Below are 14,430 nucleotides of genomic sequence, written 5' to 3'. Positions count from 1 at the left end.
ATAAGCTGACGTTTTTTTATAATGTAATGTTTGCTGTTTTTGATAAGAAATCTTCTGTCGGATAGTAGCTGTTTTTTACAAGAACATTTGGTCCAAGACATTTTACTGCAGGACAGTGACAGCTTAATGATTTTGCTGTTTTTGAAGCACTCCATTTGTCATATGCTTCTTGTAATGTGTTTGTTTGTATGTTTCCTAGAAGTGGAACATCACCAAAGTCCGTTACAATAATATTTCCATCGAAAATATTTACATTTAAACGAGAACGGCCATCTGGATCATTACGAACAGTGACATTTTTGCTCTCTTGTAATTTTTTAAATGTGGCAATGTCTCGCTCGTCATCGCTACAAGCATAGAAAGGTAACGTTCCAAATAACATCCATACATTTTCATCGCGAATTTCTAGTAAATGCTCAATTGCATTACGAATTTCAGCTTTTGTTAAAATCTCTAGATTACTCGCGAAGTCACTTGGATACATTGGGTGAACTTCATGACGTTTACAGCCCATCTCTTCGACGATTTGACGGTGAATATGTTCAATATGTGGTAGAGTTCTTTTGTTTAACATTGTTTCGGCCGATACAAGTACACCTGCATCTGATAGAGCCTTACTATTTGTAATCATTCTTTCGAATAATTTTGCACGTTGTTCGTAAGTAGGTTTACGCTCCATCATTGCAAATCCGCCTTCAACGAAGTCATCAATTGTTCCCCAGTTATGAGAGATATGCAACACGTCTAAATAAGGAATAATTTGTTCGTAACGTGCTAAATCTATAGTTAAGTTAGAGTTGATTTGAGTGCGAACGCCTCGTTCATGGGCGTATTTTAAGAGTGGTGTTACATAGTTGTCGACGGATTTTTTTGAAAGCATAGGTTCTCCGCCAGTAATACTTAAAGAACGTAAATGAGGAATCTCATCTAATCGTTTTAATAAAAGATCCATCGGAAGCGGATTTGGGTCTTTCGGCTGTAACGTGTAACCAACAGCGCAATGCTCACAGCGCATATTGCATAACGTCGTCGTTGTAAATTCAACATTTGTTAATAGTAGTTTGCCGTACTCTTCAAGGTCCATATACGCTTCCCATGGATCGTAAGAAGGAGTAATCGGCTTCATTTTTTGTGATATCGTCATATGAAATACTCCTTTGACTATTGAAATAACAATTTGTCCATTCTCTATAATAGAAGAATATGTGCTTTTTATAAAGTGAAACTTTTTAGCGTGAAAAGAGAGAGGGCTTACATTATAGTGGATGACTGTGACAAAATTGATGAAATTTCATGCCCATAGCAATCGTTTTTGCGGTATAATAAAAGCAACTCGAATTAAAAGGAGAGTGCCTTCATGGGAAAAGCAATTCAAGATAAAGATACACAATTAGTATATTTAAAAGAGCGTTTAAATATGTTCATTGAAGTAATTGATACAATTGAACCTGAAGAAGTAGAATTAGAAGATGTAGATCGTCTTCTTGCAATGTTAGATGAATTAGAATTAAAATGTGAGCAATTTAAAAAAGACGAATAATATATTAAAAAGGCTGCCAATTCCAATTTGGTAGCCTTTTTCTGTGCGGATAATAGAAGGACGATAGAAAAAGAGGTATAATCAAGTTGTGAAAAATTTCATTTATGCTTTAATAGCGTGAAACAAATAAAAAGCTAAAGAGCATAACAATGGAATTTTCAGCTCATAACGTTTTGGTAGCGTTCACAATTGAGGGGGAAGTAACAATGGAAAAGCTTCAAGAAAGCATGTATCAACTAATTGTTGAAACGTCAACGAACTTACCGAAAGATGTTCGTCGTGCGATTCAACAAGCGAAAGAGCGAGAAAATGCAGGGACTCGTTCTGCGATGGCACTTGGCACAATTACAAATAATATTAAAATGGCTGATGATAACATCTCACCGATTTGCCAAGATACAGGGATGCCAACGTTTAAAATTTATACACCAGTTGGTGTGAATCAATTAAAGTTGAAGGAAGCTATCTATAATGCGCTTGAGCGGGCGACAAAAGATGGTAAACTTCGTCCAAATTCTGTTGACTCTCTTTTTGGAGACAATAGTGGAAATAATTTAGGACCAGGTACACCGGTTATTAAGTTTGAACAATGGGAAAAAGATTATATTGATGCACGTTTAATCCTAAAAGGTGGTGGCTGTGAGAATAAAAATATTCAATATAGCTTACCGTGTGAACTAGAAGGACTTGGACGAGCTGGCCGTGATTTAGAAGGAATTCGTAAATGCCTTCTTCATGCAGTATACCAAGCACAAGGTCAAGGATGTAGTGCTGGTGTAATTGGTGTTGGTATCGGGGGAGACCGCACATCAGGTTATGAATTAGCAAAAAATCAATTATTCCGTACATTAGATGATGTCAATCCAGTACCAGAGTTACAACAACTTGAAGAGTACGTATTAGAAAATGCGAATAAGCTTGGCATTGGTACAATGGGATTTGGTGGAGAAACAACTTTACTGGGCTGTAAAATTGGCGTGTATAACCGCCTGCCGGCTAGCTTCTACGTATCTGTGGCGTATAATTGCTGGGCATATCGCCGCCTAGGTGTAACAATCCATCCTGAAACAGGTGAAATTATGGATTGGTTATATCAAGAAGGTGAAGATACACTTCAGCATGAAGCACAAGAAAAAACAGAGCAACGTGAGATTGTATTACAAGCACCAATTACAGAAGAGCAAATTCGTGGACTTCGCGTTGGTGATGTTGTAACAATTAATGGCATGATGTATACAGGTCGTGACGCAATCCATAAGCATTTAATGGATAATGATTGTCCAGTAGATTTAAATGGACAAATTATTTACCACTGTGGTCCAGTTGTTGTGAAAGATGACAATGACAATTGGCAAATTAAAGCGGCAGGTCCAACGACAAGTATTCGTGAAGAACCGTACCAAGGCGATATTATGAAGAAATTTGGTATTCGCGCTGTTATTGGAAAAGGCGGTATGGGTGCGAAAACATTAGCGGCTTTAGAAGAACACGGCGGCGTGTACTTAAACGCAATTGGCGGTGCGGCGCAATATTATGCTGAATGTATTAAAGAAGTGAAAGATGTTGATTTCTTACAATTTGGTATTCCAGAAGCAATGTGGCATTTACGCATTGAAGGTTTTAAAGCAGTTGTAACGATGGACTCTCATGGTAATAGTTTACATGCAGATGTTGATAAAACATCACTTGAAAAATTAGCGAGCTTTAAAGAGCCGGTATTTAAATAAACAAAAATGCATCTCGAATCTTTCGAGATGCATTTTTTGGTATATATAGAAAAACATGCACAGCATGAAAGTAAGTAAGTAAACAGAAACTACAGGTACGATTATATATGGAAAGGAGACTATTTATGAAATATAAATGGTTATATATCGGTCTCATTTTTTCAATTATGATGGCACTTGTTCCAGTTTCGGCATTGGCTTATACAAATACTCCACATAACTGGGGAATCCCGCGTCCTAAAAATGAAACAGTACCAGATGCAGGAAAGTTATATACGGATTTACTGCAAAAAAATGGCGGGTTTTATTTAGGAGATACGAAGAAAAAAGATATTTATTTAACATTTGATAATGGATATGAGAATGGATACACAGGGAAAATCTTAGATGTATTAAAAGAGAAAAAAGTACCAGCAACTTTCTTTGTAACGGGGCATTACATTAAAACACAAAAAGATTTATTGTTAAGAATGAAGGATGAAGGACACATTATTGGAAATCATTCTTGGAGTCATCCTGATTTTACAGCGGTAAATGATGAGAAGCTTCGTGAAGAATTAACGAGTGTAACGGAAGAAATTAAAAAAGTAACTGGGCAAAAAGAAGTGAAATATGTACGTCCTCCGCGCGGCGTATTTAGTGAAAGAACGTTAGCTCTTACGAAAGAAATGGGCTACTATAATGTATTTTGGTCACTTGCATTTTTGGATTGGAAAGTGGATCAGCAAAGAGGATGGCAATATGCGCATAATAATGTTATGACGATGATTCACCCAGGATCTATTTTATTACTTCATGCAATATCAAAAGATAATGCAGAAGCACTTGCGAAAATCATTGATGATTTGCGCGAGAAAGGGTATCATTTTAAAAGTCTAGATGACTTAGTAAAAAGCAATTAACCGTAAGCATGTATGCTTACGGTTTTCTCATGCTATAATGATGTGTAAAAAGGATGGGGAAACGTATGTGGAGCGAACATGTTACGTTAGAGTATCCGTATCATTTTGAAGAAGTATTAAAACGTTTATCTTTTGATCCTCTTAACATCATTCAATTAGATGAGAAAGTCATTTATATCCCGCTTTGTATAGACGAGGAACAGGTTATTGTTCGCTTGCAAGGGATTGGTACTGTTCAAAATCCACAGTTTTGGATTTCTAGTCAGACAGGAAATCCGGAGAAAGTTATGAAACGAATGAGGGCCATTTTTCATTGGAATGAACCGTTTCATGATATACAAAATCATTTTTTAAACACATCATTACGTCCACTATTTGAAACATATGCTTATACTCCAATTATTTTAGAATTTGATTATTTTGCTTGTCTTCTTCGCTGTATCATTCACCAACAAATAAATTTGAAATTTGCTACTGTGTTAACAGAACAATTTGTGAAACGGTATGGAATAGAGAAGAACGGTGTATTCTTTTTCCCCACTCCGGAAATAGTAGCAAATATTTCAATAGAAGAATTGAGAGAGCAGAAGTTTAGTCAGCGAAAGGCTGAATATATAGTAGGATTAGGTCGAAGTATTGTCAGTGGTACATTAAATTTAGCGAGTATAGAAAATGGGACGGAAGAAGAAGTTTCAGCACAATTGTTGCCAATTAGGGGAATTGGTGCATGGACAGTGCAAAACTTTTTAATGTTTGGGCTTGGACGGAAAAATATGTTCCCGAAAGCGGACATTGGGATTCAGCGTGCAGTGCAAGGTATATTTCAATTAGATGATAAACCTGATGATGCATTTTTAGAAAAAGTGAAACAAGAGTGTGAACCATACTGCAGTTATGCAGCGTTATATTTATGGAAAAGTATAGAGTAGAGGTGTAATAATGATGCAAAAGCAACATGAGAGTAAGTTGGAAGTTGGTCAAACGTTTCCTGTGACAATTAAACGTCTTGGGATTAACGGAGAAGGCGTTGGTTATTTTAAGAGACAAGTTGTTTTCATTCCAGGGGCATTACCAGGAGAAGAAGTTGTTGCAGAAACAACGAAAATTCAGCGTGGCTTCGCTGAAGCGAAAGTGAAAAAAGTTCGTAAAGCTTCACCGCATCGTGTGAAAGCACCGTGTCCAGTATATGAGGAGTGTGGCGGTTGTCAGCTGCAACATTTAGATTATAAAGAACAATTGAATCAAAAGCGTGATATCGTTGTACAAGCATTTGAGAAGTACATGAAAAACAGTATGGAAGAGAAAATTCGTCCAACGCTTGGCATGGAAAATCCATGGCATTACCGTAATAAGAGTCAATTACAAGTGGGGCGTAAAGACGAAAAGGTTATTACAGGGCTATATAAACAAAACTCACATCAGTTAATTGATATTGCTCACTGTATGATTCAACATAAAGCAACGAATGAAGCGACAAAAGTTGTAAGACGTATTTTAGAAAAATTAAATGTTTCTATTTACAATGAGAAAAAACAAAAAGGTTTAGTACGCACAATTGTAACACGTACTGCAGTTCAAACAGGGGAAGTACAAGTTACACTTATTACAACGAAAGAAGAATTACCAAATAAAGAACAATTTGTTGCAGAAGTACAAAAACAGATGCCAGCGGTTAAATCAATTATGCAAAATGTAAACTGGCGTAAAACATCTGTTATTTTTGGAGACAAAACATTTAAATTAGCTGGAAAAGAAGTAATTCAAGAAACACTTGGTGATTTATCATTTGAATTATCAGCACGTGCATTCTTCCAGTTGAATCCAGAACAAACAGTTGTTTTATATGATGAAGCGAAAAAAGCAGCTGCGTTAACAGGCGATGAGAAAATTGTAGATGCGTATTGTGGTGTTGGTACAATCGGACTTTGGCTTGCGAACGATGCAGCGGAAGTACGTGGTATGGATGTAATTCCAGAAGCGATTGCAGATGCAAGGAAAAATGCGAAGCGTCACGGATTTACAAATACGAAATATGAAGCAGGTAAAGCTGAACAATGGTTACCGAAATGGGTAAAAGAAGGATGGCGTCCAGATGTAATTGTTGTCGATCCACCACGTACAGGTTGCGATGATAAATTACTGGAAACAATTTTAAAAGTGAAGCCGAAACAAGTTGTGTATGTGTCTTGTAATCCTTCTTCATTAGCACGTGATGTACAAGCATTAATGAAGAGCTATGAAGTGGAGTATGTGCAACCAGTTGATATGTTCCCGCATACAGCTCACGTAGAAAATGTAGTGAAGCTTGTTAGAAAGTAAAGTTTATTAATATTCCCTCATGGTATGAGGGAATATTTTCTATGAAGGAGAATATTATGCATAATTATAAATTAACGATTCAGTACGATGGTGCACGTTTTAAAGGATGGCAACGTCTCGGTAATAATGATAATACGATTCAAGGAAAAATTGAAAGTGTCATATCTGAAATGGTCGGAAAAGAAATTGAAATTATCGGTTGTAGTAGAACAGACGCTGGTGTACATGCTTTGAATCAAGTTGCTAACTTTCAAAGTGATGAGAAGTTAGTGGAACATAAAGTGAAAAAATATTTAAATCAATATTTACCTAATGATATTAGCATTACGAATGTGGAAGAAGTATATGATCGTTTCCATGCTCGTTACAATTCTAAAGCAAAAACATATCTGTATAAAATTTGGAATGAAGAGCATACAAATCCATTTATGCGTAAATACAGCATGCATGTGAATAAAAAATTAAATGTGGAAAGCATGAAAGCAGCTGCGAAACATTTAGTTGGTTCACATGATTTTACTGCTTTTTCAAATGCGAAATCAAAGAAAAAATCTATGGTTCGAGAAGTATATACACTTGATGTGATGGAAGAGGCAGGGTTTGTACAAATTAGAGTAAGTGGTAACGGCTTCCTTCATAACATGGTAAGAAAAATTGTTGGGGCATTAATTGAAGTTGGATTAGGACAATTAGATGCTGAAGCAATTCCAAACATTTTAGAGGAAAAGCAGCGCAATCAAATTAATTGTCTTGCTGAGGCAAGTGGGTTGTATTTAGAGAATGTTGAGTTTTAATGGCAAATAAAAAAATCGGGCTAAGTAGCTCGATTTTTTTAGTATTACGAAGATTTCTCGTTTTTTATACGTAGCTTCAAATTCCAAAAAGCAGCAAGCATAATAGCTGCAAAGGAGCCGCTAATTGTTCCAAATAGCTTTGCATAAGGAGAGCTGCTTACATCGGCATTAATGAATAACATCATGCAGAGCATGGCAGGGAAAAAGTATAAGTATTGTAATAACTTTAATTTTTTATCATTACTCATATATATAGCCCCTTTCTAGCATGTTATATGTTTATTATAACATATTTTACCAAGTTGTTTTTACACTTGGAGACATGTTCATTTCATATGTGTAAATGCAGTTTTTTAATTCGATATTGTAAGTTTTGCCTACTTAATCCTAAAAATTTTGCAGCTTGTGAGATGTTGCCATGATTCTCTTTAAGAATTTGGTTAATGTAGTTCTTTTCCATTTTTTCTATTGTGTGTTTTAAAGTTTTTGGTGCATCAGTATTGTGATTAGTTAGTGCATGTTGCATATTGAATTCTGTTTTTATTCGTTCACGGAAGCGAGTAGGCATATGAAACGCTGTAATGATGGTTTCATCTTCTATTAAGTTCATGGAACCTTCAATTATATGTTCCAACTCCCGTACGTTCCCAGGCCAATCGTATGCATAGAAAAATTCTCTTACATTTACATCTACATCGGTTACGTTTAGCCCGAATTGAGTATTATATTTTTCAATAAAGTGCTGAACAAGAGCTAGAATATCTTCTTTTCTTTCACGTAAAGGCGGAAGACATAAAGTAACGACGCTTAATCGGTAATATAAGTCTTCTCTTAATCGATTATGTGCGATGGCTTCGAAAGGATCTTCATTGATAGTTGCTATAATACGAACATCAATTTCTTTTTCGTGTGTGCCTCCGATTCTTCGTATTGTTTTTTCTTGTATAGCTCGTAGTAACTTCGCTTGAAGTGCTGGACTTAATGAGTTGATTTCATCTAATAACAAAGTTCCTCCGTTCGCTTCTTCAAATAAACCAGCTTTATCGATAGCTCCTGTAAATGCACCTCGGTTTGTACCGAATAATAAGCTTTCCATGAGTGTATCAGGTATAGCGGCACAGTTCTGTGAAATAAAGGGTTTTGTTGAACGCTGACTTTCATTATGGATGCTTTGTGCAAATAGTTCTTTCCCAGTGCCTGTTTCTCCTATTAGAAGTATGGAGGAAGATGTACGAATTACTCTTTTTCCTTCAGTAATGATTGATTGAATAGCTTCAGAATCACCAATTATGTGATCAAAGGTAAATTTAGTACTCTGTTTTCGAGAAGGGCCCATTCTTATTGTTTGCTTTAAGTTACTAATTTCTTTTGATATTTCAATAGCGCCTTTAATTTTTCCATTTTCTATTATAGGGAAAGTATCGTTAATCGTTGTAATTTCTTGTCCTTTATTGTTAAAATACGTTTGTTTTATATTTTTGTTTGTTTTTCCTAATTTTAATGCCTCTATAAGAGTACTATTTTTATTTTCTTCAAATGCAAATATTTCTAAAGGACTTTTATATAATACATCTGAGCGTTCCATTGATTCAATTTCCATCATTTTGCGGTTATAGATAATCGTTTTACTTTCCTCATTAATAATATGAATCCCGATATCGAGTTCATTGAGTAAAGTTTCATATAGCATGTTCATTTCAATGATCTGTTTAAAATTAATGTCTTCTGTACGCATAGATTATCTTCTCCTCATTTCACCCTATGAAGACTGACTTTTTATAATTTTATTAAAATTCTTATAAAATCGCAAAATTTTTTTGCTATTTTCCTTTTAAAACTTTTCAAATGATAGAAAAATTTTGCGGTTGTGCACGCTTTTTTGTGTAAAACTCTCATTTAATATATGAATTAGAGACTTGGTACGCATTTTGCATAAATAATATTTGAAATCTCTAGAGGGGAGAATATGAATTTTTACAGGATATACAACGTTTCGGTGTCAATTAATAAGAGGGAGGGATTTATAAAGTGAAGACAGTTATAGAAGGTGTGTATAGTCCTTGTTATGGAAAAGTAGAGAAGTTATTTGTTACGGAAAGTTCTTACGTATACGAGTGGGAGAAATTAGCGTTAATTGAAACGATAGATAAACAGAAAGTAGAAATTAAGATAGGAATCAGTGGTTATATTGAATCATTAGAAGTAGTAGAAGGACAAGCTATTGCTGATCAAAAGTTATTAATAACAGTAAGGGATGACCTTTTAGTAACAGGCAGTGATTAATGTAAGTGATGTGTATTTTTGCTCTTTTAAATCATTATTTTTACGGTGAATAATTTTAAAAACGCTTACATTAAATGGATTGGCAAAGTGAAAAGGGGGGATTTATATGATGGATCAAAACCAAGGATTAAAAAGAGAATTGAAAAGCAGGCACATATTTATGATTGCACTCGGTGGAGTTATTGGTACAGGACTTTTTTTAGGATCAGGTTATACGATTCATGAAGCTGGGCCTGGAGGAGCAATTGTAGCCTATCTTGTCGGTGGATTTGTAATGTATTTAACGATGCTCTGTCTTGGAGAATTAGCGGTTGCGATGCCTGACGCAGGGTCTTATCAAACGTATGCGACAAAGCATATTTCCCCTGCAGCGGGTTATGTAGTGGGATGGATGTCGTGGTTAAACTGGTCTGCTACGATAGGCATTGAATTAATTGCAGTTAGTATTTTGATGAAACGTTGGTTTCCTGATGTACCGTCATGGATTTGGTGTGTAGTGTTCGCGGTACTGCTCTTTGCTATTAATGCGTTATCTTCAAGAAGTTTTGCGGAAGTGGAATTTTGGTTTGCAAGTATTAAAGTAATTACAATTATTGCATTTATTATTTTGGGCGGGGCAGCAATGTTTGGTTTTCTAGATATGAAAGGAAATGAACCAGCGCCAATGTTCTCTAGCTTTACTGATTATGGTGGATTGTTTCCAAATGGATTATCAGCCATTTTAATTACAATGATTGCAGTTAATTTTTCTTTCCAAGGAACAGAATTAGTTGGTATTGCAGCAGGTGAGAGTGAAAATCCAGAGAAAACGATCCCGAAGGCAATTAACAATACAGTTTGGCGTATACTTGTTTTCTTTGTACTATCTATTTTTATTCTTGCTGGACTATTCCCTTGGCAGCAAGCAGGAGTAATAGAAAGTCCATTCGTAGTTGTATTTGATAAAATTGGTATTCCTTATGCAGCAGATATTATAAATTTCGTTATTATTACAGCAGTACTATCCGTTGCGAATTCAGGATTATATGCAACTTCGCGTATGTTATGGTCTATGTCTAATCAAGGAATGATTAGTCCGATTTTTGGAAAGTTATCTAAAAACGGTGTTCCTATTTATGCATTAATTGTAAGCACAATTGTAGGGTGTCTCTCACTACTATCAGGTATTTATGCGGAAGATACAGTTTATTTATGGCTGCTTTCTATCGCTGGATTCGGAGCGATACTAGTTTGGGCATCTATTGCTTTATCAAATTTATTAGCTAGAAGGTCATACATGAAGCGGGGCGGGGATGTTAAGGACTTGAAATTTAAAACACCATTGTATCCATTTGTACCACTTCTTGCGTTAGTATTAAATTTAACAGTAATCGTTGGCATGGCCTTTATTCCAGAACAAAGAATGGCATTGTATTGTGGTATTCCATTTATGATTGTTTGCTTACTGTTTTATCGTGCTACAAGAAATAAGGGAAGTAATGTAGAGCATATTGAAAAGACAAATACAACGGAAGTAGAGAGTTTATAATAGTGATTAATTAGGAGACTGTAAAATTGTAAACAGTCTCTTTTTTTGTGAAAATAAAGCTGAAAACATACTATGTATGCAAAGGGGAATTAGCGATGAATCCAGAAGTTTCGCAGTTGTTAAAACAAATAGATTCAAGGAAAGAGGAATTACTAGAACTTACAAAAACATTAATTCGTTTTGAAACACCAGCACCGCCAGCGAGAAATACAAATGAAGCACAAGAATTTGTTGCAGAGTTTTTAAGAAAACGAAATTTTAGTATTGATAAATGGGATGTATATCCGAATGATCCGAATGTTGTTGGGGTAAAAAAAGGGATAAAAAGTGACTCATATAAAAGTCTTATTATTAATGGACATATGGATGTAGCCGAAGTGTCAGCAGATGAGGCATGGGAAACAAATCCATTTGATCCATTTATAAAAGATGGCTGGTTAGTTGGACGTGGCGCAGCAGATATGAAAGGTGGGCTGGCTGGAGCGCTATTTGCCATTCAACTTTTACAAGAAGCTGGTATTGAATTACCTGGAGATTTAACTTTTCAATCGGTAATTGGAGAAGAAGTTGGAGAAGCAGGTACACTTCAATGCTGCAAAAGGGGTTACGATGCTGATTTTGCAGTAGTAGTGGATACGAGCGATTTACATATGCAAGGACAAGGTGGTGTCATTACTGGATGGATTACAGTGAAAAGTCCACAAACGTTTCATGATGCAACGCGCAGACAAATGATCCATGCTGGAGGACGTTTATTTGGAGCGAGTGCGATTGAAAAAATGATGAAAATTGTACAAAGCTTACAAGAATTAGAGCGCCACTGGGCAGTTATGAAAACATATGAAGGCTATCCATCTGGAACAACAACAATTAATCCAGCTGTTATTGAGGGAGGAAGGCATGCGGCGTTTATTGCGGATGAGTGCCGATTGTGGATAACAGTGCACTTCTATCCGAATGAAACACATGAACAAATAATAAACGAAATTGAAGAGTATATTGGAAAGGTGGCAGCTGCCGATCCATGGTTAAGTGAAAATCCGCCACAATTTAAGTGGGGCGGAGAATCAATGATTGTAGATCGTGGGGAAATTTTCCCTTCATTAGAAATAGATAGTGAACATAAAGCTGTAAAAAAACTTAGCTCAGTACACGAGTCTATTCTATCAAAAAATGCAATTTTAGATATGTCTGCAACGGTAACTGATGGCGGTTGGTTTAGTGAGTTTCACATTCCAGCGATTATATATGGACCAGGTACATTAGAAGAAGCACATTCTGTAAATGAGAAAGTTGAAATTGAACAGTTAATTGAATTTACAAAAGTGATAACAACATTTATATATGAATGGTGCCACACGAAAAAATAGATTTGTATAGTAAAATCGTACGAGTATGTATACTTGTACGATTTTTTAGTGAACTATTTCAGAGTTGAATATAAACAACTGAAATAGTTCTTTATTTTGCTATGTCTTTCGTTTCATTTCAAGTAATTTCTCTTTTACTAATTCAACGGCAATCGCATCATCTAAATAGCCAATTGGAAAGAGATAGTCGGGAATAATATCTGTCGATAAAATGAAATAAAGTAATGCGCTCCCAAGAACTGCACGTTCTTCTTTTGAAATGGTTTCATTGCAAAATTGTTGATACATATCTGTTAATTGTTCAATAAAAGGACCAGCACTATCAATTTGCTCTAATTTGCTTGCGAAACTGTCACGAATACGATTTTCGCCTTCTGTTGTCTGGGCATAGCGTTCGTAATTTTCGAGTTCTTGTTTTACGCGAGTTGTAGTGTAATCGAAATCGAATAAGTTAGAGGATTGTAAAGTTTGCTGAATGGTATCAAGAGATGTGTACATATCCGTTTTTTCTTTATTTATGTGAGGAGAATCAGGGTACATTTCATCAAATAACAATTGGGGTGGAACTTGAAGACATTCTGCAAATTTTTGTAGATGTTTTTGTTTTGGCGGTTGTTTGCCATTAATAATTCTTGAGACTGTTGCAGGATCAATATTTGTAAGTATTCCTAGTTGGCGCATAGATAGGGCGCGTTCTTTTAAAAGTTTTTTTATTAATTTACCAAGCCGATCATTCGGATTTTCATTAGCCATAGTGTAGGCACTCCTTTTTTAGTGTTGAAAAAATGTTGAGCATTTATTACAAGTATATGAAACAGACAGGCACAGTTGCTCAACATTTTCATAATATGCATTGAAAAGTGAGAAAAAGGGGTGACTATTTATGAGTACGGCAGGCTTATTTTCAATTTTTTTAATCGGGATCGCTTCTAATTTAGATAATGCAGGTGTTGGAATTGCGTATGGCATTCGTAAAATTCGTATTTCGTGGTTTAACAATTTTATCATCGCATTCTTCGGGTTTTTATTTACTTTACTAGCTGGATTTTTTGGGAACTGGATTGCGTTATTTATTTCAGAGTTTACAGCAAACTTGATTGGAGCAATCGTTTTAGGGATAATCGGGGTGTTTATTTTATGCCAGCCTTTCTTGAGTCAAAAAAATATAGCAGGTTCTAAAGATGATAATGTACTTATGGGAATTTTACGTGATCCAGAAAAAGCAGATTTTGATGGATCTAAAACAATTAGTTTTTCTGAAGCACTTGTTTTAGGGGTTGCATTGTCTATTAATAATATCGCAGGTGGGTTCGATGCTGGAGTAACAAATTTAAACCTTTGGCTTACAGCGACTATTTCTGGGGTGTTTAGTTTTATTTGCATAAGTGGTTTTGTATATGTAGGGAAACGATATTTAGCAGCATACTTAGGGAAATGGGCGACGGTTATTGCAGGAGTGTTATTAATACTTATTGGGATTGATCAGTTGTTGTGAAAATAGAAAAGCAATGTTCGAGCATTTCCTCGGAAATACTTGAATAAATTGCATATATCGACATCGGATATTTACTTCTTAATAAATAAAAAGCACCTACATACTACATAGGTGCTTTTTAGCGTATGTCTTCAATTAATTGCTCTGATTCTTCATGCATACTGTATTCACTTAACACTTGGATGCAAAGCCATTTTAATTCCTCGATAGTATGCTCAAGTTCTTCAGGAAGCACATGATGAATGTCTTCAAGTCCCATCCCGAAATGAATAAGTTCAAGTACTTGATCATCGATGTTCCGATCCATTAATAATTCAAGTACTTCTAAATTGAATATGTATCGGTGAGCTTCGTCGAGTGAAACAACTTTTAACTTCAAGCTTTCTACAATACTCAATATAAAAAGAAGGATTGTTTTTTCAAGAACAGGTTGTTTTCCCATTTGAAATATTAGTTTCATCTTTCACACCTC

General features: G+C 35.5%; 15 protein-coding genes. 10 read left to right on the top strand and 5 right to left on the bottom strand.

Features of this window, described 5'->3' with window-relative positions:
* Positions 1-16: 16 nt before the first annotated feature.
* Positions 17-1,144: a radical SAM/CxCxxxxC motif protein YfkAB gene (gene yfkAB, locus MRP26_RS23445; RefSeq protein WP_000156025.1), complete on the bottom strand. Its 1,128-nt coding sequence runs from the start codon at positions 1,142-1,144 to the stop codon at positions 17-19.
* A 213-nt stretch (positions 1,145-1,357) separates the two neighbouring features.
* Here yfkAB and MRP26_RS23440 point away from each other — a divergent pair, with 213 nt between their 5' ends.
* The 6 genes from MRP26_RS23440 (at position 1,358) to truA (ending at position 7,282) form a co-directional block, all read left to right on the top strand.
* Positions 1,358-1,540: an SE1561 family protein gene (locus tag MRP26_RS23440; RefSeq protein ID WP_000513558.1), complete on the top strand. Its 183-nt coding sequence runs from the start codon at positions 1,358-1,360 to the stop codon at positions 1,538-1,540.
* A 206-nt stretch (positions 1,541-1,746) separates the two neighbouring features.
* Positions 1,747-3,267 (top strand): class I fumarate hydratase, encoded by a 1,521-nt coding sequence (gene fumA, locus MRP26_RS23435; protein WP_000413530.1) that lies wholly within the window; start codon positions 1,747-1,749, stop codon positions 3,265-3,267.
* A gap of 125 nt (positions 3,268-3,392) precedes the next feature.
* Entirely contained in the window at positions 3,393-4,169 is a 777-nt protein-coding gene (pdaA, locus tag MRP26_RS23430) for a delta-lactam-biosynthetic de-N-acetylase (protein WP_242806994.1), read from the top strand.
* Positions 4,170-4,234: 65 nt separating this feature from the next.
* Positions 4,235-5,098, top strand: a complete 864-nt coding sequence (locus MRP26_RS23425; protein ID WP_197241080.1) for a DNA-3-methyladenine glycosylase family protein — start codon at positions 4,235-4,237, stop codon at positions 5,096-5,098.
* Positions 5,099-5,108: 10 nt separating this feature from the next.
* Positions 5,109-6,488, top strand: coding sequence for a 23S rRNA (uracil(1939)-C(5))-methyltransferase RlmD (rlmD, locus tag MRP26_RS23420; protein ID WP_053565331.1), 1,380 nt, complete (start codon positions 5,109-5,111; stop codon positions 6,486-6,488).
* 56 nt (positions 6,489-6,544) lie between these two features.
* Positions 6,545-7,282, top strand: a complete 738-nt coding sequence (gene truA / locus MRP26_RS23415) for a tRNA pseudouridine(38-40) synthase TruA (protein ID WP_098679278.1) — start codon at positions 6,545-6,547, stop codon at positions 7,280-7,282.
* Positions 7,283-7,326: 44 nt separating this feature from the next.
* On the opposite strand, the gene MRP26_RS23410 is transcribed toward truA, so the two are convergent.
* Both MRP26_RS23410 and MRP26_RS23405 read right to left on the bottom strand, forming a co-directional pair.
* Positions 7,327-7,530: a hypothetical protein gene (locus tag MRP26_RS23410; RefSeq protein ID WP_197241079.1), complete on the bottom strand. Its 204-nt coding sequence runs from the start codon at positions 7,528-7,530 to the stop codon at positions 7,327-7,329.
* 83 nt (positions 7,531-7,613) lie between these two features.
* Complete coding sequence (locus tag MRP26_RS23405) at positions 7,614-9,017, bottom strand: sigma-54 interaction domain-containing protein (RefSeq protein ID WP_098679277.1); 1,404 nt, start codon at positions 9,015-9,017, stop codon at positions 7,614-7,616.
* A gap of 293 nt (positions 9,018-9,310) precedes the next feature.
* Between MRP26_RS23405 and MRP26_RS23400 the strand changes: the two genes are divergently transcribed.
* The 3 genes from MRP26_RS23400 (at position 9,311) to MRP26_RS23390 (ending at position 12,463) form a co-directional block, all read left to right on the top strand.
* Positions 9,311-9,565, top strand: a complete 255-nt coding sequence (locus MRP26_RS23400; RefSeq protein ID WP_000859489.1) for a biotin/lipoyl attachment domain-containing protein — start codon at positions 9,311-9,313, stop codon at positions 9,563-9,565.
* Positions 9,566-9,671: 106 nt separating this feature from the next.
* Positions 9,672-11,093: an amino acid permease gene (locus MRP26_RS23395; RefSeq protein ID WP_000969253.1), complete on the top strand. Its 1,422-nt coding sequence runs from the start codon at positions 9,672-9,674 to the stop codon at positions 11,091-11,093.
* Positions 11,094-11,188: 95 nt separating this feature from the next.
* Positions 11,189-12,463 carry an acetylornithine deacetylase gene (locus MRP26_RS23390; RefSeq protein ID WP_098679276.1) on the top strand — a complete coding sequence of 425 codons (1,275 nt, stop codon included), beginning with the start codon at positions 11,189-11,191 and terminating at the stop codon, positions 12,461-12,463.
* 99 nt (positions 12,464-12,562) lie between these two features.
* Here MRP26_RS23390 and MRP26_RS23385 read toward each other — a convergent pair whose 3' ends face one another.
* The gene (locus MRP26_RS23385) at positions 12,563-13,216 is read right to left on the bottom strand and encodes a DUF1232 domain-containing protein (RefSeq protein ID WP_071730622.1); all 654 of its coding nucleotides are present in this window, start codon (positions 13,214-13,216) and stop codon (positions 12,563-12,565) included.
* Between the two features lie 130 nt (positions 13,217-13,346).
* Here MRP26_RS23385 and ytaF point away from each other — a divergent pair, with 130 nt between their 5' ends.
* Complete coding sequence (ytaF, locus tag MRP26_RS23380; RefSeq protein WP_071730624.1) at positions 13,347-13,958, top strand: sporulation membrane protein YtaF; 612 nt, start codon at positions 13,347-13,349, stop codon at positions 13,956-13,958.
* A gap of 118 nt (positions 13,959-14,076) precedes the next feature.
* Here the strand turns inward: ytaF and MRP26_RS23375 are convergent, their stop codons facing one another.
* Complete coding sequence (locus MRP26_RS23375) at positions 14,077-14,418, bottom strand: DUF3969 family protein (RefSeq protein ID WP_000766603.1); 342 nt, start codon at positions 14,416-14,418, stop codon at positions 14,077-14,079.
* Positions 14,419-14,430: the final 12 nt, after the last annotated feature.

The sequence above is a fragment of the Bacillus sp. CCB-MMP212 genome, from assembly GCF_022748145.1.
GTDB classification, from domain to species: Bacteria; Bacillota; Bacilli; order Bacillales; family Bacillaceae_G; genus Bacillus_A; species Bacillus_A cereus.
This window is presented reverse-complemented; position numbering and strand designations above follow the sequence as displayed.